At 37.0% G+C, this 20,333-nt stretch carries 17 protein-coding genes; 14 read left to right on the top strand and 3 right to left on the bottom strand.

Annotated elements, in window-relative coordinates; all coding sequences use genetic code 11:
* Positions 1-176: 176 nt before the first annotated feature.
* Both lpdA and LVD47_RS11425 read left to right on the top strand, forming a co-directional pair.
* Positions 177-1,571 carry a dihydrolipoyl dehydrogenase gene (gene lpdA, locus LVD47_RS11430; RefSeq protein WP_236976029.1) on the top strand — a complete coding sequence of 465 codons (1,395 nt, stop codon included), beginning with the start codon at positions 177-179 and terminating at the stop codon, positions 1,569-1,571.
* Positions 1,572-1,675: 104 nt separating this feature from the next.
* Positions 1,676-3,583, top strand: coding sequence for a peroxidase family protein (locus LVD47_RS11425; RefSeq protein ID WP_236976027.1), 1,908 nt, complete (start codon positions 1,676-1,678; stop codon positions 3,581-3,583).
* Between the two features lie 581 nt (positions 3,584-4,164).
* Here LVD47_RS11425 and LVD47_RS11420 read toward each other — a convergent pair.
* Entirely contained in the window at positions 4,165-5,721 is a 1,557-nt protein-coding gene (locus LVD47_RS11420; protein WP_236976026.1) for a hypothetical protein, read from the bottom strand.
* Positions 5,722-5,855: 134 nt separating this feature from the next.
* On the opposite strand from LVD47_RS11420, the gene LVD47_RS11415 reads away from it, so the two are divergent.
* The 8 genes from LVD47_RS11415 (at position 5,856) to arfB (ending at position 12,249) form a co-directional block, all read left to right on the top strand.
* Positions 5,856-7,025 carry a 2-isopropylmalate synthase gene (locus LVD47_RS11415; RefSeq protein ID WP_236976025.1) on the top strand — a complete coding sequence of 390 codons (1,170 nt, stop codon included), beginning with the start codon at positions 5,856-5,858 and terminating at the stop codon, positions 7,023-7,025.
* A gap of 2 nt (positions 7,026-7,027) precedes the next feature.
* On the top strand, positions 7,028-8,416 hold the full coding sequence (leuC, locus tag LVD47_RS11410; RefSeq protein WP_236976024.1) for a 3-isopropylmalate dehydratase large subunit: 1,389 nt from the start codon (positions 7,028-7,030) through the stop codon (positions 8,414-8,416).
* A 9-nt stretch (positions 8,417-8,425) separates the two neighbouring features.
* Complete coding sequence (gene leuD / locus LVD47_RS11405; RefSeq protein ID WP_255785102.1) at positions 8,426-9,034, top strand: 3-isopropylmalate dehydratase small subunit; 609 nt, start codon at positions 8,426-8,428, stop codon at positions 9,032-9,034.
* A 101-nt stretch (positions 9,035-9,135) separates the two neighbouring features.
* Entirely contained in the window at positions 9,136-10,197 is a 1,062-nt protein-coding gene (leuB, locus tag LVD47_RS11400; RefSeq protein WP_236976023.1) for a 3-isopropylmalate dehydrogenase, read from the top strand.
* A gap of 139 nt (positions 10,198-10,336) precedes the next feature.
* Positions 10,337-10,666, top strand: a complete 330-nt coding sequence (gene rbp, locus LVD47_RS11395) for an RNA-binding regulator (RefSeq protein WP_236976205.1) — start codon at positions 10,337-10,339, stop codon at positions 10,664-10,666.
* A 123-nt stretch (positions 10,667-10,789) separates the two neighbouring features.
* Entirely contained in the window at positions 10,790-11,245 is a 456-nt protein-coding gene (locus LVD47_RS11390) for an SRPBCC family protein (protein WP_236976022.1), read from the top strand.
* A 10-nt stretch (positions 11,246-11,255) separates the two neighbouring features.
* Positions 11,256-11,765, top strand: a complete 510-nt coding sequence (locus LVD47_RS11385; RefSeq protein WP_236976021.1) for a GNAT family N-acetyltransferase — start codon at positions 11,256-11,258, stop codon at positions 11,763-11,765.
* A 58-nt stretch (positions 11,766-11,823) separates the two neighbouring features.
* On the top strand, positions 11,824-12,249 hold the full coding sequence (arfB, locus tag LVD47_RS11380) for an alternative ribosome rescue aminoacyl-tRNA hydrolase ArfB (protein WP_236976020.1): 426 nt from the start codon (positions 11,824-11,826) through the stop codon (positions 12,247-12,249).
* A 344-nt stretch (positions 12,250-12,593) separates the two neighbouring features.
* Here the strand turns inward: arfB and LVD47_RS11375 are convergent, their stop codons facing one another.
* A complete protein-coding gene (locus LVD47_RS11375; protein ID WP_236976018.1) occupies positions 12,594-13,052 on the bottom strand; it encodes an SRPBCC family protein in 459 nt (152 codons plus the stop codon).
* Between the two features lie 160 nt (positions 13,053-13,212).
* Between LVD47_RS11375 and LVD47_RS11370 the strand changes: the two genes are divergently transcribed.
* On the top strand, positions 13,213-14,193 hold the full coding sequence (locus LVD47_RS11370) for a GlxA family transcriptional regulator (protein WP_236976017.1): 981 nt from the start codon (positions 13,213-13,215) through the stop codon (positions 14,191-14,193).
* A gap of 82 nt (positions 14,194-14,275) precedes the next feature.
* Here the strand turns inward: LVD47_RS11370 and LVD47_RS11365 are convergent, their stop codons facing one another.
* A complete protein-coding gene (locus tag LVD47_RS11365) occupies positions 14,276-17,461 on the bottom strand; it encodes a S41 family peptidase (protein ID WP_236976016.1) in 3,186 nt (1,061 codons plus the stop codon).
* Between the two features lie 204 nt (positions 17,462-17,665).
* Here LVD47_RS11365 and LVD47_RS11360 point away from each other — a divergent pair, with 204 nt between their 5' ends.
* The 3 genes from LVD47_RS11360 to LVD47_RS11350 are packed head-to-tail and all read left to right on the top strand — an operon-like array spanning position 17,666 to position 20,318.
* Positions 17,666-18,730 carry an LA_2272 family surface repeat-containing protein gene (locus tag LVD47_RS11360; protein ID WP_236976015.1) on the top strand — a complete coding sequence of 355 codons (1,065 nt, stop codon included), beginning with the start codon at positions 17,666-17,668 and terminating at the stop codon, positions 18,728-18,730.
* Positions 18,731-18,772: 42 nt separating this feature from the next.
* Positions 18,773-19,351 (top strand): RNA polymerase sigma-70 factor, encoded by a 579-nt coding sequence (locus tag LVD47_RS11355; RefSeq protein WP_236976014.1) that lies wholly within the window; start codon positions 18,773-18,775, stop codon positions 19,349-19,351.
* Positions 19,344-20,318 carry a FecR family protein gene (locus LVD47_RS11350; protein WP_236976013.1) on the top strand — a complete coding sequence of 325 codons (975 nt, stop codon included), beginning with the start codon at positions 19,344-19,346 and terminating at the stop codon, positions 20,316-20,318. The genes LVD47_RS11355 and LVD47_RS11350 overlap by 8 nt, the downstream gene beginning before the upstream one ends.
* Positions 20,319-20,333 lie beyond the last annotated feature (15 nt).

Below are 20,333 nucleotides of genomic sequence, written 5' to 3'. Positions count from 1 at the left end.
TTTGCCTCGTTTTATTAAAAGTTCTTTACAAGGCTTTTGAGTAAAAAAAAGATATATAATTTAGCACTTGATTTTCAAAGGATAAAAGTGCAAATTATGTGTATTAGAATTTTTAGAAACAATTTTGAAGTACAACCACTTCGAACTGTTTCATCAAATTGAAAAAATTAAAAAGAATGAAGTACGATCTTATAGTTTTAGGTAGTGGCCCCGGAGGATATGTAGCAGCTATCAGGGCATCACAGTTGGGTATGAAAGTGGCAGTAGTAGAGCGTGAATCACTCGGTGGAATTTGTTTGAACTGGGGATGTATCCCTACAAAAGCACTATTGAAAAGTGCTCAGGTTTTTAATTATATACAACATGCCGAAGACTACGGAATCGAAATAGATAAAAGTAAGGCCAACTTTGAAAAGATTATAGGCAGAAGCAGAGATGTAGCCAACTCCATGAGTAAGGGTATCAATTTTCTTTTTCGCAAAAACAAAATTGATGTTATTGAAGGACAGGGTATGCTCAAATCAGGGAAAAAAATAGAGGTTGATAAAGACGGTAAAAAAACTGTATTCGAAGCAAAAAATATTATCGTAGCTACGGGTGGTAGAAGTAAGGAGCTTCCTAACCTGTCCATTGACAATAAAAATATAATCGGCTACAGAAAAGCAATGTCCCTTGAAAAATTACCCAAAAGAATGGTCGTCATAGGTGGTGGTGCCATCGGAGTTGAATTCGCCTATTTTTATAAGTCTATGGGAACCGACGTCACAATAGTGGAATTTCTTGAACAAGGCGCTTTACCACGGGAAGATGCGGATATATCTAAAGAGTTAAATAAAATATTCAAGAAATCAGGAATTACCGTTCGTTCCTCGACAAAAGTTAACAGTGTCGAAGAAAAAGGAAAATCCCTTTCTGTAGAAATAGAAGATGTAAAAAAAGGGAAAAAGGAAACTCTTGATTGTGATGTAGTATTGAGTGCAGCCGGAATTGCTCCTAATACAGAAAATATTGGGCTTGAAGAATTAGGGGTAAAAACAGAGAATTCAATGATTGTAGTTGATGATTTTTATCGTACCAATGTCGACGGAATTTTTGCTATTGGTGACGTGATACCCGGACCAGCACTAGCTCATGTAGCTAGCGCTGAAGGTATTATTTGTGTTGAAAAAATGGCAGGAGAATCGCCCAATCCACTTGATTACAACAACATACCGTCTTGTACTTATTGTACACCGGAAGTAGCTTCAGTAGGATATACCGAAACAGCAGCCAAAGAAAAAGGATATGAAATAAAAGTAGGAAAGTTCCCATTTAGTGCTTCCGGAAAAGCAAAAGCGGCCGGAACTCCAGAAGGCTTTGTCAAGGTTATTTTTGATGCAAAATATGGAGAATGGTTAGGTTGTCATATGATTGGGAATAATGTAACAGAAATCATAGCAGAAGCGGTCTCTGCAAGAAAATTAGAGACTACGGGCCATGAAATAATCAAAAGTGTTCACCCACACCCAACTATGAGTGAAGCAGTTATGGAAGCTACAGCTGCTGCATACGATGAAGTTATTCATTTGTAGTTAAAAGAGAAAGATGGGCTTGTAAATTGACCATTATTGATAAAATGTAAAATAATTTTTTTAATTTAGCAAGTGCAATAAGGCAAGAATAAAAGTTTTACCCGATGAATGTTCCAAAAACCTATGTATTATTCTTCTTTGCTTTATTTGTAATTAACACTGGATTTTCTCAAGACCTCAGATCGATTGATGGCTCGGGAAATAATATTCATAATCCGGAATACGGTGCTACGCATCAACCGGTTTTGATCCAGACGAGCCTTCAATATAGTGATGGCATTGATAGTCCGGCTGGTGTTAATAGAGCAAATGCGAGGACCATAAGTAATGAATTGTTTGCATCCGTGAATCCCAAATCCGATGTACACAACCTAAGTAATATGGTATGGGCATTTGGGAAATTTTTAGAGCATGAGATTTCTTACTTTGAAACCACATCAAATGATCCTCTGTATGTAAAAGTTCCCAGGTGCGACCAATTTTTTGACCGTAATTGTTCAGGCGACGGAAATTTGACTGTTCACAGAATTTCGGCTCTTCCGGGTACAGGAGTTGGTACTCAAGTTCCTCGAAATGTCGCTAATCAAAGTACCTCTTGGATTGATGGATCTTCTATTTATGGGACCACATCTGAGGATGCAGCATGGTTGCGAACAAATAACGAAGGAAAATTAAAAACATCTGATGGCAATTTTTTGCCTTTTAATACTTCCAACGGTAAATTGAATGGCATTACAGATTCCAATGCCCCAAAAATGGACCTAAAGGATCCCGCCCGATACAGATATTTTGTAACTGGTGATCCAAGAGCAAATCAAAACCTGGTGTTACTTTCAATTTACACCCTGTTCGTACGCGAGCACAACAGAACCTGTGATGAAATTCTCCTTGAGAATCCAGGTTTGACAGATGAACAAGTCTACCAAAGAGCCCGAAGGAAAGTAGCAGGTATTATCCAGAATATTACTTATAATCACTGGCTCCCTACAATAGGAGTTACACTTGAGCCATACCGTGGATATAATTCAAGTGTTAATCCTAATATTTCAAATGAATTTTGTGCCGCTGGATTTAAAATTTGGAATACGTTGCAGAATGATTATGTTTCACTCCTGGATGATCAATGCAAAAACAGCCGGTTCGGCAATTTGGATTTCAATGACTTGCATTACAATTCCATGTTAATGCTGCAAATTGATCTTGATCCCCTTTTGAAAGGTTTATCCAGTAAGCCACAAATGAACATGGATTATGAAGTAGTTGATGCCATTCGGAATTTTGAGTTTAATTCATCAAATATCAATATAAAAACCGATTGGATAGCCATGGATATTATGCGTGCAAGAGAGCGGGGTTTACCAGACTATAATTCCATGAGAAGTCAACTCGGACTTGCCCCGGTAGAAAGGTTTTCTGAAATCACCAGTAACGAGAGCGTACAACGAAAATTGATAAAATTATATAAAGATGTAAATAATATCGATCCATGGGTTGGACTGATTGCGGAAGATCATTTTCCAAAATCCATGATTGGTGAGACGTTAAACATTCTAATTAGAGACCAATTTAGCAGATTGAGAAATGGGGATCGTTTCTATTTTGAAAATGACCCCGCCTTATCAGAACAAGAAAAATCAGAGATTCGAAATACTACACTTGCGGACATTGTTACCCGGAATACGGATTTATCTTTTATTCAGGACAACATATTTAAAAGTGACCCCAAATGTCTAGAATTAGAAGTTGAAGAGAAACATTTATCCGGAATTGTTTTTCCCAATCCTGTAGTCAATGAAATGGATATTTCAGTATTTTCTCGAATCGAAGGTGCCGCAGAAATGAAAATCATGGACACTTACGGAAAAACGATAGAGACTCAACGGGTCGAATTGGCGCCGGGAAGAAATATCTTACACTGTCGAATCAACAAACAGTTAAGTGCTGGCATGTATTTTATCCGCATACAACAAAATAACAAAACAGGCCTCATTAAATTTATTAAATCGAGTTGATCCAACAAATTTGAAAATCTATAAAAATGACATACTTACCTTAGTGGGATTTATCCTTTTTATTTTAGGGATGATGTCAGTGTTTCTCTCATTGGTAGGTGTACATTTTTCATTTTTAAGATTCCTAGAAAACTGGAGCGGCCTGGCTTCATTTCTATTTAAATTAGGTATGGCTATATTGGGCCTAATTCTGGTATATATAGCTAAGACACGAAGTTTCTAATCTGATAGCAAACGTGACTTACCGAAATAAAATTATTAATTGACACAGTCGGTCTTTTTCACTACCAGGGCTTTTGGATAGCCAGTAAGAAATCAAGAATTATTTGATTTCAAATAACCCAAATTTGAATAATATTTTAAACTTTCAAATGATTTGACCAATTAGGATCCACTGCCGATAGGAATCCTCTGTATACCTGAAAATGGATTCGATTTGATGATCCCATAATTTCCGTGAACAATGGTTTTCCTTGATATTCATTCAGAATTAATGAGTTTAACCTCTCCTAAAATAATAAAATACGCTCCACGGAAGGCTGATTTACCCGATCATACTCACGACAAAAACTCGTCACCTCTTACCGGTCTAAGAATTTCTTATGGATCACTTCTTCAACGGACTTGTTTTTTATCTTACTTTCCAACCAGGAAATAATGTCTAAGTATAGAAAAAAGCGATTTTCTATCGGATCATTTTGTAATTCTTCCAAATCAGACTTCAATTGACGAAAATGATCTTTTACTTCCAACAATTTCATGGTAGGAAGTTTTCTCAAAAATGCAAAAATAAATTTGTGAACCTGCTGAAGCTCTTCCATTTTGCCCAGAAACCGGTAGACGGATTTAACCTGGTATTGAAGTAGTCTTTGATTACCCAATTCATAATGGGCAATTAAATTAAGAATACGGGCATAACTTTGAATATCTACTCTAATGTCAAAAGTCTTTTGATTAATCACTAAATTCAAAAAATCTATTGCCCGGCTAAAATTACCTCCTCCGAAATATAAACAAGCAATTTTGTAATAAAAAACCATCACTCTGTGAAGATCCCAGTTATAGGGATTCTTCTCTACAAGAAATATAAGGTCCGGAAGCCAGTCCCACGACTTTTGAAAGGTTCCTTCCAGTACATGAAGATCAATTTTATGCAAATAATAATACAAATAATACAGACCTTCAATGTTTGCTTTATCTGGCTTTACCTCTACTCGCAGTTCCTCAAGTTTTTGAAAATGATATTGATAACGATTATAGCTATTGAGAAAAAATAAAGCATTGCACAAATTGTGTATAGCCTTCATATAAATAGGCAATTTCACATTCTTCATCAAAGGATACATTTCAAAGGCATCCACAAATTTAAGGCAGTGGCGATAATAGTTTTGAAAATCCTGACTGATATAATAATACCACATGTGCGATTGGTGGTAATAAATTAATTCATAAAAACTGGCAGTAAAAAGATCAATATCAATATTTTCATTCTCGAAAAAAGCCTTTAATTCGTTCTTTTCCCTAACATTCTTGACATATCCATTTTTTAGATACCAATCATATAATTTCAGGGCTTTATTCGATAGAAAATTAATTTTTTCCATCTTTTTAAAATAAAAAACTGATTCTTCTGACAAATTATTTGCCCTTTCACCAACACTTCTTGTAATGTATTGACTTTCTATAAATTTTTCAAACTGCAAAATATCTGCAAGTAAAAAATACTCCTGCAGTTCAATTGCTTTAGCCTTTATTTTTTGCAGCTGATCAAGACTTTGGAAATACAACCCCTTATCATACAAAATTCTGGCAAAATCAAATCCCTCCAGTAAACTAAAATAATCCTTCTTTGAATAAAGATTTCTCAAACAACTCAAGATTTGCTTGTAAAGATTAGCTCTTATATTTGGCAACTGGCTTTTCTTTAACCCAGGTATTTGTTTAAGCATTATTTCATCATCAAACTTCTTGCGTTTGTTAATCTCCATAAATACATTGTAGTAATACGTATTATCTGAAGAAGTAGATCCCCGCTGCACATAAATGCTAAATGCTCTTTTTTCAGCTTTTGACATCGACATTATTAGCTGAAGCAATGCGTCTGATTTGCTACTGGGAGTTGTATTTTTAAATTTCATTAAGTTCTGTAAATCAAATTATTAAGACTCTTTTCTATAACTTATGACCTGTAAGACATTATTTGAATTAATATAAACAAATACAGGCTTATCTTTATTTTAGTAAAAGTAAATTATACAAAAGTAAGAGTTATATGACGAAAATACACATTTTCGATACAACATTACGGGACGGTGAACAAGTCCCAGGATGCAGATTAAACAAGGAACAAAAGCTAATTTTAGCTACCCAGTTAGAAAAGCTTGGAGTAGACGTAATTGAAGCCGGATTTCCTGTTTCATCACCAGGTGATTTTCAATCTGTACGTGAATTAGGGCAAAAAATAAAAAAAAGTACTGTTTGTGGACTTTCCAGAGCAGTTAAAAACGATATAAAAGTTGCTGCAGAAGCACTGGAAGGATGTGCGCGTCCCAGGATTCATACGGGGATAGGTACGTCTGAAAACCATATAAAATACAAATTTAAAAGTACAGAAGAGCAAATTCTTGAAAGGATTAAAGATGCTATATCCTATGCTAAATCATTTGTAGAAGATGTAGAATTTTATGCCGAAGATGCGGGTAGAACGCGAAATGAATTTTTGGCAAGAGCTTGCCAAACTGCGATTGACGCAGGTGCTACTGTCCTTAATATACCGGACACAACAGGGTATTGCCTTCCCTATGAATACGGTGAAAAAATCGCTTTTCTAGCTGCCAATCTAAAGGGTCTGCAAAACGTAATTATTTCTACCCATTGTCACAATGACCTGGGCTTGGCAACAGCCAATAGCATTTACGGAGTAATCAATGGTGCCCGACAAATTGAATGTACAATCAATGGAATTGGAGAAAGAGCCGGAAATACTTCTCTGGAAGAATGTGTAATGACGATTAAGCAACACGATGAATTGGGTTTCTACACAGACATAAATACACCATTATTGCAAGAAACAAGTAATATGGTCTCACGGGAGATGGGAATGATTGTACAGCCTAATAAAGCAATTGTTGGCTCAAATGCTTTTGCCCATTCTTCAGGTATTCACCAGGACGGTGTAATTAAAGAGCGGTCAACGTATGAAATTATTGACCCGGCTGAAGTAGGTGTTGATAAATCTTCAATCGTTTTAACCGCCCGAAGTGGTAGAGCTGCTCTAGCATTTAGATTAAAAGAGTTTGGTTGTGAAGTAACAAAATTAGAGCTGGATGCGCTCTATGAAAGATTTTTACAATTGGCTGATGAGAAAAAAGAAATTCGAGAAGAAGAATTGACTTTTCTTTCTGAAAATAAAGATTCCATTTACGCTGAATATTCAAAATAGTTATGGGAAAAACATTATTTGATAAAATTTGGGATGCACATGTTGTCCACCAGGTAAATGGCGCCCAGGATGTCCTTTATATTGACCGCCATTTTATCCACGAGGTTACAAGCCCTCAGGCATTTTCTGGTTTGAAAACCCGGGGTATTCCACTGTTTAGGAAGGACCAGACTGTAGCTACTGCAGACCATAATGTACCGACAATCAACCAACATTTACCAATTTCGGAACCATTAAGCCGGAAACAGGTAGAAACTTTGTCTGAAAACTGTGAAGATTTTGATGTCAGATTATACGGACTTGGACATCAAAATCAGGGAATAGTGCATGTCATTGGACCTGAGTTGGGTATTACCCAGCCCGGTATGACAATCGTTTGCGGTGATAGCCATACATCTACTCATGGTGCTTTTGGAACTATAGCTTTTGGTATAGGAACTAGCCAGGTTGAGCAAGTTTTTGCAACGCAGACCCTATTAGTAAGTAAACCAAAAAGGATGCGTATAACCGTAAATGGTCAATTACAAAATGGAGTGCTATCCAAGGACATTATTCTATACCTTTTATCCAAACTTTCTGCTGGTGGGGGAACGGGTTATTTTATTGAATACGCCGGAGAAGCCATTCGCAGTCTCAGTATGGAAGCAAGAATGACAATTTGCAATATGAGTATAGAAATGGGGGCACGAGGTGGTCTGATAGCTCCGGACCAGACGACCTTTGATTATATTAAAGGTCGAAAATTTGCGCCTGAAGGTGAAGATTGGAGTCGATCATTGGAATATTGGAAAACACTTAAGAGTGATGAAGATGCGAATTTTGATATCGAATACTCTTTTGAAGCTTCTGATATTGAACCTATGGTAACATATGGTACCAATCCTGGTATGGGGCTTAAAATTACAGAGATTATTCCAGAGAAAATAGATACGGCAAAACCCGAATCATTCGCAAAGTCTCTAAAATATATGGGTTTGAAGCCCGGACAACCGATGAAAGGAATTACTATCCAGAATGTATTCATTGGAAGTTGTACGAATTCAAGAATTGAAGACCTTCGTATTGTTGCCGAATATGTCAAAGGGAAGAAGGTAAATGAATCCGTTAGAGCCATGATTGTACCCGGATCGCAAAGGGTTAGTAAACAGGCAATCGAAGAAGGTTTAAATGTAATCCTTACAGAAGCGGGATTCGAATTCCGGGAGGCAGGATGTTCTGCTTGCCTGGGAATGAATGAGGATAAGATACCTGCAGGAGAATATTGTATTTCGACTTCTAACCGAAATTTTGAAGGACGCCAGGGCCCGGGAGCCAGGACTATTCTTGCAAGCCCGTTAACAGCGGCTGCAGCTGCGATTAGTGGAAAAATTGTTGATGCAAGAGAAAATTAAATTCTTACTATGGAAAAATTAGAAATTTTACAAGATACCGCGGTCCCTATGCCAATGGAAGACATTGATACGGATCAAATTATTCCTGCCCGTTTTTTGAAAGCCATAGACAAAGAAGGCTTTGGAGACAATTTGTTTTACGACTGGAGATATGATAAAGACGATAAACCCAACGCTGATTTTATTTTAAACAGTCCGATCTATTCAGGTTCTATTTTAGTAGCTGGCAAAAACTTTGGATGTGGTTCAAGTCGGGAACACGCTGCCTGGGCTTTATATGGTTATGGATTTCGCGTAGTAATATCAAGCTTTTTTGCCGATATTTTTAAAGGCAATGCTCTCAACAACGGAATCCTGCCCATACAGGTTAGTCCAGAATATCTTGACCAATTATTCAATGCTATAACGTCCGATCCGAATACTAAAATATCCGTCAATTTACCGGAACAATTTGTAAAGATATTACCGGACGGAAACACCCAGCCCTTCGAAATAGATGAATATAAAAAAATGTGCCTTCTCAATGGGTATGACGATATAGATTACCTACTTTCTTTGCAAGATAAGATTGTACAATTTGAGCAAGAAAGGGAATATATCCACAAGCCCCTCTCTTAGGCAAATCTTGTGTTGAAAAGTTAAATTAAAAAGTGTTCCGGACTACATTTCGCAAAACCTTTACTAAAAAAACTACCTCCCGGAATCTATAAATATATAATATGAATAAAAAAATAGCCGTTTTGGCCGGTGACGGAATTGGACCGGAAGTGACGAAAGAAGCACGAAAAGTACTCGATGCCATAGCAAAAAAATACAACCACACATTTGAATATCAGGAAGCGGATGCAGGAGCTATTGCCATTGACCGACACGGAGACCCACTGCCTTCCTCTACCTTAGAAATTTGTAAAAACACAGATGCTGTTCTTTTCGGAGCCATTGGTGACCCCAAATACGATAATGATCCAGAAGCAAAAGTGCGACCAGAACAAGGTTTGCTGAAATTGAGAAAAGAACTCCAACTCTTCGCAAATTTGAGACCGGTTATGGCATTCGATTCTATTCTCGATCTCTCTCCTTTACGAGAAAACAGAATAAAAGGATGTGACTTTATTATCTATCGCGAACTAACAGGAGGAATTTATTTCGGTGAAAAAAAGGAAGACGATGGATCCGGGAAAGCTTCTGATCTCATGTACTATGAGGAAGAAGAAATACAACGGATTGCAAAACTAGCTTTCGAAGCTGCACAAAACCGCAGAAAAAAAATAACTCTTGTAGATAAAGCTAACGTCCTGGCGTCATCCAGGCTATGGAGAAAAGTGGTTCAAAAATTGGCTTCTGATTATCCCGATGTCACATTGGACTTCCTTTTTGTGGACAATGCTGCCATGCAGGTCATTCTCAACCCATCCCAGTTTGATGTAATTCTTACTTCAAATATGTTTGGCGATATAATTTCGGACGAAGCATCTACGATTAGTGGTTCATTAGGGTTGTTACCGAGTGCTTCTATTGGGGTGTCAAGCAGTATGTTTGAACCTATACACGGTTCCTATCCGCAAGCAAAAGGACAAGATATAGCCAATCCTATGGCTGCAATCTTATCCGCGGCTATGATGTTAGAACACTGGAATTTATTTGATGAAGCAAATTCAATTAAAGAGGCAGTCAATACATGTTTGGAAAATAATTACGCAACTGTGGATATCAATCCGGGTTCTGCAAAAAAATGTTCTGAAGTTGGAGATTATATCGTCCATAATATTTTAAAAGATTAACATTTTATTTACTGAAAATACAATACCTTTACTATAAGATTGATAATTGTAGCGATAATGCCGAAATTTGTTTCTGACTTTGCTATATGTGTATCATTCGGTTTTTCGAGTAATTATTTTTTTATATAATATTTTAAAAATGAACATTTTTGTAGCAAAGCTTAATCCAAACACCTCAGATTACGAGTTGGAAGAAGCATTTAGTCAGTTCGGCGGGGTTAAATCCGCAAAAGTAATAATGGACCGTGAAACGGGTAATTCCAAGTGTTTTGGATTCGTCGAAATGTTTGACGATGAAGAAGCTAAAACAGCTATTGAGTCACTTGATGAAAGCGAATTAGATGGAAATACTATCGTGGTTAAAGAAGCTCGTCCAAAAGAAAACCGCGGTGGCGGAGGAAGAGGAGGATTTAACAAGAACCGTAGAGGCGGCGGAGGTCGCGGACAAGGATCAAGAAGATCATATTGATCGCATTGTTAAAGATTATTTTGTCATATAATTAATGATCCATTAAAATCGGGATCAGATATATTAGATGAAGAAAAGACTAAAGCCCTGTCAATTTTGATAGGGCTTTTTATATTTACCAGTATGTATAAACTCGAAAAAAAAACCATTATTCCCGTAAATATTAATGAAGCCTGGAGCTTTTTTTCAGACCCACTAAATCTGGATTTATTGACACCGGACGATATGGGATTTCAAATAATATCAACCGAATTATCCCCTATGTATCCCGGACAGATAATACAATACATTGTACGCCCGTTTTTGAATATTCCCATGAAGTGGACTACTGAAATCACCCAAATCCATGCCCCAGATTTCTTTATTGACAATCAAATCACCGGTCCGTATTCAATATGGCACCACCAACATTTTTTTAAACAAATTGATTCGAACCATACCGAAATTAAAGATTTATTACACTATAAATTACCCTTTGGAATCCTTGGTGAATGGGTTCATTATCTATTTGTAAAAAACCGGGTTCAAGAAATTTTTGAATATAGAGAAAAGAAATTACTGCATCTGTTTTCTTCCTAATGAATAGATTATGAAGATAAGCATTCAGAAAGCCTGCCTTAAAGATGTTTCTACCATTCAAAACATAGCCCTTAAAACGTGGCCCGATACATTTGAAAACATTCTCTCTCACAAGCAAATACAATACATGTTGGAGTGGATGTACAATCCCCCTTCTCTTTCAAAACAAATCGCAGATGAAAATTTTTATTTTTACCTGGCATTTATTGATAAGATTCCCTGTGGATTTATTAGTGCCGAAGTAAATTACAACCACTCTCAAACCACCAAGGTCCATAAATTATATATCTTACCAGCATACCAGGGACAGGGGGTCGGTAAAAAACTCGTCAACAAAATCCTGTCCATAGCTACACAAAATAATAATATTAAACTTACTCTCAACGTCAACAAAAATAATCCTGCTAAATACTTTTACGAAAAAATTGGTTTCATACTGGTTAAAGAAGAATTAATTGATATAGGGAATAATTTTTTTATGAATGATTTCGTGTTTGAAAAGTTGATCAATCGGCAATAACATAAAATATTGTACCCTTTGGAATTTTATTTAGTACGTTCCTGTTGTTTCAGCATCTATGGGGAGAATTGAAGAAATAATAGATAATTGTCAGAAAGAATTATGGTTCACTACTGCCAGATCCGGTGGTAGCGGAGGACAGCACGTCAACAAAGTGGAGACAAAAGTCATCTTACACTGGGATATTTTCCAGTCTAAATACTTAACCGAAAGGGATCGTCATCTTATATTGGAAAAACTTCAAAAATATATTGTCAAAGGAAGCATTATTCAATTACAAAGTCAAAATGAAAGATCTCAGGTCCTTAATAAAGAAATCGTAACAAAACGTTGGAAAAGATTAATTCGAAACACTTTTCAAAAGAAAAAAGTACGTAGAAAAACACACCCAACAAAAGCCAGTAAGAAGAAAAGGAAAAAGGATAAAAAACATCAATCCAAGTTAAAGCAATCACGAAAGAAGCCAGATCTTAATGAACCTTAGAAATTCTATTCGTAATATCCCGAATTCATTGAATACTTAGGATCGATACCACTTTATTATAGTAATCGTAAACCATATGGGGCTTATGCTGACAACGAATATAGCCCATTATTCAGAAATATAATCTCAGTTTTCATGGAGAAAGGAGATCCTAACTCGTAAACTTGATCAGGAACGTCTAATTTACTCCGGTTTCCCCTTTTCCTTTATTCTATATAACTACAGAATTATGGCGCCAAATAAAGATAAAGGTTTGCAACTTCCTTCCCCTTCTTATTCATCAAAAACTATAATTATTAGGGAATTCAGGCCATATCTATTCGATTGGATGAGAGTAAGTCTGTTTAATTCCAATTATCAATCTTAATATCCCAGGGAGATGGTTTTCCCGTTCCGGTTTCTACTAATTCCTTGAGACTAAGCAAGAAAACTGCCCACTTCATACTGCAATGTGCGGTAAACTCCACCGCCTTTTTCCAATTTTTATGTTCAAATAAAACAATAGTATAATCTCCTTCCTCATATAGATTGAATACTACCTCTGTATCAATCCACTCATCAGGTCCTGCTGTAAAGTACCAATGGATCTTTTTACCGGGTTCTAGTGCTTTGATAATCATTTCCATATTACCAACCTCATCTCCTTCTGGTGAATGGAATTGCACACCCATTATTGTACCCACTTCAGAGGTCCCTGAAGTATTTTGCGTCCACCATTTGCTAATACCTTCAGCTGACGACAACACCTTATAAACTTCTGACACAGGGGACATAATACCTATACGATGAATAATATTTACCATTTTTTTTTCTTTTATGCATTAAAAATCCATTTCTTATTTACGATCGTATTATCAATATTATTCAAATTTAATGTCTATAAAATATATTATTAAGGTGTAATATAGACTTTATTACAGGTCGATTTAGACATAAAAAGTTTTAACTTCACAAAAAAATCAGATGAAAAAATTATCGATACTGGTACCTGAAGGTCAGAATAACCTGAGTAGTATAGTTGGCCCATATAAAATATTCAATAAGGCCAATAGTTTCTGGATAGAAACGGGTAAAAAGCAAGTGTTTGATATAAATCTGGTTGGCACCTCCAGAGAAATAGATTTCTATGGTGGATTATTTTGCGCTAGACCCCAGACCGATATATCATCTATAAAAAAGACCGACCTGGTAATTATTCCTTCACTCAATCATAATTATGAAAGTGCAATTTGTTCGAATCAGGTACTTCTAGAATGGATTAAAAAACAATACAAAAACGGATCGGAAATAGCGAGTATCTGTACAGGAGCATTCCTGCTGGCTGCAGCAGGTCTATTGGATAACAGGACTTGCTCAACACATTGGGCCGCTTCAGAAAAATTTAAAAAGAAATTTCCCAAAGTCAACTTACAGACTGACAAACTAATTACCGATGAAAACGGAATCTATACCAATGGAGGCGCCTATTCTTTTCTAAACCTGATGTTGTACCTTGTGGAAAAATATTATGATAGACAAACGGCAGTTTATTGCTCAAAAGTCTTCCAGATAGAAATGGACCGCAATAGGCAGTCTTCCTTTATAATATTTAAAGGTCAAAAAATGCATAGTGATGAAATTGTAAAGGAAGCACAAATGTTAATAGAAAATGAATGCTATAAAAAAATCTCCATTGCCAAAATAGCTTCTAAATTTCCAGTTAGCAGAAGACAATTTGACCGACGGTTTATCAAAGCTACTGGGAATACCCCCCTTGAATACGCCCAACGGGTTAAAACTGAGGTGGTGAAAAAAGCACTTGAAACCACTCGTAAAACGATTAATGAGGTAATGTACGAAGTGGGTTACTCCGATGAAAAGGCTTTTAGACAAGTATTCCGAAAAGTAACCGGACTAAGTCCTATGGAATACAAAGAAAGATATAACAAGGATAAGGTAATCTAAAGCAACTTCTTTTTGCAAATCAATACAGTAAATAAAACTCAACTAAAAAGTTTTACCTTATTTATTGCAACAAACCTTACCATCAATTTCTCCCCAATAATACCTCCACCGCTTTTTTTAACTGGGGATCCTCTCCAGTAGCCTTCACCCCCGGAGGATTAATAATCGTGTAATCCGGAGTCGCCGGTGTTCCCTCCATATTTTCATCAGTAGCTTTGACATACCACGCCCGGAATGGTAAACGGATAAAAGACCCATCTAACAAGCTTTGTCCTCCCGTGGAAATTACTGCTCCAAAAGTCGGCTCACCTACCAACGGCCCTCGTCCAAGGGTTTTGAATGCATGAGAAAAAATTTCCGCATTAGAATATGAAGAATGGTTGCATATAGCCGCTGCCGGTAAGGTCCAGGCTGAAAGCGGAAGCCGTTCACCAAAAGGATAAAACTCCCTGTAGGCCCGATGATTTTTCAGACTGGGAGTAGCTCCCCTTGGGATGGTATAAGCATGTTGTTTTACAGACAGTACAGTCATCAACATATCCGTCGTCCACCCACCACCATTAAACCTAACATCTATTACCAAACCTTCCTTGCCATAGCCCGAAGCCGTAAGTTCTCGCTCAAAAGCTTCAAAACTCGGCCAATTCATCCCCTGTATATGAATATATCCCAGGCGGCCATCAGAATATTTTTCAGTAAGTCGTCTCCTTTCTTCTACCCATTCATTATATAAGTCGGAATTGATAGAAGAAGAAGGCCTTATATAAATATCTTTGACAGCTGATCCTCGCTGCACTTTCAACCAAACACGTTCTCCCGATTTTGCCATCAAATGCATCCAGAAATTATCCCCATTCGTCAATACATGACCATTGATTCCTAAAATTATATCTCCCTCCATTAATTTACTTTCTTGCCTGTCAGCGGAAGTACCCGGGACCACATGAACTACTTCAATACCACTATCTTTGGGCTTTACCTCTACTCCCAATCTTCCTGTGGTTATATCTTCCGTTTCTTCCGGATTGCCACCATACAATCCCATATGCGAGGCATTTAATTGTCCCAGCATTTCATTAACAATCGTTCGAAAATCTTGTTTGGTAGATGCTTTCATCACCCAGGGCCGATATTTATCTTTTAATTCCTCCCAATCCTGGCCGTGGAATTCCGGATCGTAAAACCGGTCTTTTAGTACTCGCCATAATTCTTCAAAGACCTGTCTCTTTTCCGCCTCCCGGTCAATACGGATTGAAGCTGAAAAAGGGATATTCTCTGACGTATTATTCTTAAGGTTAAGTTTCATCATTTTCCCCCGTGACAAGTAAAATATCCCCTGACCATCTTTGGACAGTTGTGTAGTGTGAATTGAAGAATTCAAAACAGTCTTGAGACCTGTACCATCCCATTTAATAGAATAAAACTTTGAACCCCCTGTTCCGGAACCATTGAAATAGATTTTCTCTCCTTCAGGACCAAATACGATATTGGATTCTGTCCCCGGCATAGAAGTTACCTGAACCAGTCGCCTGTAAATATTATCAAAATCTATCTCGATGGAATCTTTTGCCAGGTTGTCTTCCCCCTTTTCTTTCTCCTTATTCTTTTTATTCACAGGTGTAGGAGCATATTTTTGTTCATCCCAATCTTGCTTTGATTTCTCCCAATCTTCCTTTTTCAACCAGACAAACCAAATATCATCATCTCCGTTATTCCGATTAGAGCGAAAACCAAGTTTACTTCCATCCCTACTCCACACCGGGTCAGAATCCCCCCGGGGATGCATACTTACATTTACAGGTTCCATTTTACCTTCTGCATCTGAAATAAAAATATCTTCATTGAAATATAAATTATCCATTTCATATGCCAACCATCTACTATCAGGTGACCAACTTATCCCTCCCGGCGTAGCCCAACCACTCACTATCTCTCTTTCGTTTGTCCATGTACCGGTGGAATCAATGTCATACACCAATAGTGTATTGTTATTTTGTAGAATAGCAATTTTCGATAAATCAGGAGAAGGGAAAATACCCGTTTCCCGTTCTTCGGTATTGCTTACATTTTGCAAATCAAACCGGAAGGAATGATAAAGATCTGAATTACTATCCTCTGCTGATTTCAGGGCAAAAATTTCTTCAGACCCCGTTCGATCTGAAATAAAGATCAAAGATGAATCAGAAGTCCAGGTAGGGTATTCATCTTTCCAGCTATGGTTGGTAATTCTTTGGGCCCGGGGATTTTCTTTGTGATTCTTAATAACGAAAATCTCACTACGGGCAGCGATTGTAATATATTTCTCATCAGGAGATATAGAGTATTCGCTAATATCATTATTTAAAGTCTCGAATTCCTCAGGAAAGAAATGAAAATCAAAGGTAAGATTTAGTTTGATTTTTGAGGATCTACCCGAATGTATATTCACATTTTCAAGTCCATCCCTACGGCCAACAACTAACCTTTTCCCGTTACGAGAAATGCCAAATGACCTTATCCCGACATCCTTATACGTTGTCAACGCTACTGGCTCACCAAATGTCATATTTGATTTGACCTGAACTTTATAAACATTGTATTTACCACTTCGTGATGACATAAAGTACAATTCATTATTTTTTCCCCATTGCGGATGAACGTCTTGCCCTTCATCACTTGTCACCTGGAAATATTCATCCGTTTCAATATTATAAATCCAAATGTCCCTATTAGCCGGACCACGATATTGTTCCCTGGACACCCGGCAATTGCCTTTTACAAATGCTATCAAATTGTTATCAGAAGAAACTACAGGCTCAAATCCAAGTGAATTTAAATACCGGTACGGAGTTGCAAATTCCTTTTCTAAAACAAGGATTTCCGGCTCGCGTTCAAGCTGATTATAAGCCCGTTCACTGTTAAAATAAATATTCCCATCGGAATCAAAGGATGGATTTGCATCATTAGAAGAATGAAATGTTTTTTGCGCTATTTTTCCACTTGAAATTTCAATTTCAAAAATATCAGAATTGCCATATCTATTTGAAATAAACGCTAGTCTTTCACCATTTGAATCCCATACAGGATGAGCATCATAACTCTCGTTAACCGTAAGGCGAGTTACATTTTTTGTTTCATAATCATATACCCATATATCTCCCTGCCATGAAAAGGATAATTGAGTCCCGTCGGGGTTTAACGCCGGATGCATAGCCAACACGGATTCCTGGCTATATAATTGGTTAACAAAAAAGGTAAATGTTGTGAGTAATAGGAAATATAATTTCATGTAACCCGGTGTTTAATTAGTTATCATTTCTTAAAAGTCCACGTAATTTAAATCTCGATTAAATATAGCTACTATTCTATGCATCTCCAAGGCCGCTTGAAATGCCTAAATCACATACATTAAAATATTTTCCAATTCAGTAGGGGTAATACTAATCTGCTGTGTCACACCAGTGAAATATTCAAATAATAAAAAATATATGAAATGAAAAATTTACTAATTTTTATCACCCTTTTTTATCTGCAATCTACTTCACTTTTCTCCCAGAATACAGACACCCTATCGCACAAAAAGGCACAATTCACTTTTGCCTACCCTGTAGGAAGTAATGGGATAAATTCTACAAAATACTCAAACAATGTATCATTTAATGTTCTATACGGTCTCAATGGAGGATTCCAGGGTGTAGAAATGGCTTCTTTATTCAATTATAACCAAGGTAATGCTTCTGGAGTTCAATTGGGCGGAATATTGAATTTTAATACCGGGGTTTCTTCGGGGCTTTTTCTCTCGGGAATTACAAATTATTTGGGCTCAAATTCCAGGAGTTGGCAATTTGCAGGCATCTCAAACATTGGAAGAGGTTCGGCAAAAGGTGTTTCCGTATCCGGTACATTTAATTTCAATCTAGGTACATACGAAGGGGTTCAAATTAGTCCGATAAATATTGTGCAAGATACTGTAAAAGGCTTTCAACTAGGTGTCGTAAATATTGACAGAAAGCTGGAAGGCTTTGGTTTTGGAGTCATAAATATCCTTCAAAATGGAGAATCCGGCATTCCTTTTGGAGTTATAAACATTGTGAAAAAAGGTTATTATGCATTGGAAATTTCAACGGGAGAAGCGATCTATTCTAATCTAACTTTCAAAATGGGCGTTGAAAAACTTTATACAATATTCAAAGCGGGATATTCTCAATTCAACAGCGAGCCTATATATTCTACGGGCCTGGGTTTTGGAACGTTGATTTCTTTAGCTGACAAACACAAGGTATCAATTGATTTATCATCGAGCCATCTTATTTACGACAATAAATGGGAGTCGGACTTGAATTTACTCAATAAAGCAGACGTAAACTATCAATACTATATTAACGAAGCCTTATCCCTTTATATTGGACCATCAATAAATGCTTATATTACACAAATTGTAACGGAGGAAGGATTTGGTACCATTAATATCCCTTATTCTCTGTTTTCCAGGGAAAACGCAAGCCACAAATTTACAATGTGGGCAGGGCTCAATGCCGGGTTTTCATATAGGTTTTGAATATAAAAAGGAAGAAATTTCCCCAACTGGAAATAAAAAACAATGACCACATTTGACAATGAAAAGATCATTCGAATTCAAAGGGAGGATGAGTTCGAAAACCTGTTTAAAGAAAACTTCCAATCGTTACACTCCTATGCTTTTACTATAATCCAGGATCAATTTTCTGCAGAAGAGGTAGTACAAACAGTATTCTTGAAATTATGGGAAAAAAGGGAGAATATTAACTTTCATACTTCTATCAAAGCGTATTTATACAAATCGGTTTACAACTACTCTCTGAATTTTATTCGAGACCGAAAAACCAGGAAACAACATTCTATGGAAAGCATGAGAAATACACCATCTCATACTAAAGAAGACGAGAATCATGAGACCACTTCTGAGCTCATGCAAAAAATACAGGAGTCTTTGAAAGAGTTGCCTGAAAAATGTCGAACTGTATTTTATTTGAGTCGGTTTGAAAATTTAAAATACCGGGAGATTGCAGAAAAATTGGATATTTCAATTAAAACGGTCGAAGTACATATGGGAAAAGCATTAAAACACCTGCGGTTGAGTTTAGCCGAATACCTGCCGCTATTAATATTAATTTTATCAATTTTGAACAGCCATGAATGATGAAATACTTATCCGGCATCTTTTAGGAGAAACCAGCGAGAAAGAGAACAAATCTATTTCGGCCTGGATTAATGCTAACCCGGAACACAAAAAGCAATACAATCACATAAGGCATATCTGGGAAACCAGCAAGAGCCTGCCGTATAAATCAAACATTGATCCGGATTCGGCCTGGATACGGTTTCAAGAAAAACGTTCATATAATTCCGATACAAAAAACAATAAATACAAGTCTTTACGGACCATTTTATTCCCTTTGCAAAAAATGGCAGCCGGATTCCTTTTAATATCCCTCATTGCTTTTATAAGCTACTGGTTTTGGTTCCGGGACAGTGGGTATTTGTTTGTGGTGCATCTTCATTCAGAAAGTGTCGCCAAAACGGAAAGATTAGCAGACGGGTCCACAGTCACCCTCAATAAAAATACAGAAATTGAATTCTCCCGACCCATTTTTGAGAACTTGCGCAGTGTACAAATGCATTCCGGGGAAGCTTTTTTCAAAGTAGTCCACGATCCCACGAATCCATTTATAGTGAATACAAAGGAACTCACAATCACTGTATTGGGCACTTCCTTTAATGTCAGAAAAAATGATTCCATAACGGAGATTATTGTGGAGACAGGGATCGTCAGGGTGGATGCAGGGAGTGGACCTAATAGACTGGAGCGAGGGGAAAAGCTTACTTTGGATACGCGTTCGGAAGAATTGGAAATCGTCGAATCACAAGATCAGTTATACAACTATTATATTGACAATACTTTCGAGCTCAAGGATACGCCCTTATGGCGGGTTGCTGAGGTCCTTGAATCTGCATTTGGGAAAGAAATTGAGGTCCACCCGGAGATAAGTGATTTACCTTTGACCACTACGCTGAGAGCCGATGACCTGGATAATATATTAAGGGTAATTCAAACGACCTTCAAAATAAAGATCACAGAAAAAGACAATAAGATTGTCATGTATTAGGTAGTAATAATGTTG

This window comes from Membranihabitans maritimus, assembly GCF_021729145.1.
Taxonomy (GTDB): Bacteria; Bacteroidota; Bacteroidia; order Chitinophagales; family Saprospiraceae; genus Membranihabitans; species Membranihabitans maritimus.
This window is presented reverse-complemented; position numbering and strand designations above follow the sequence as displayed.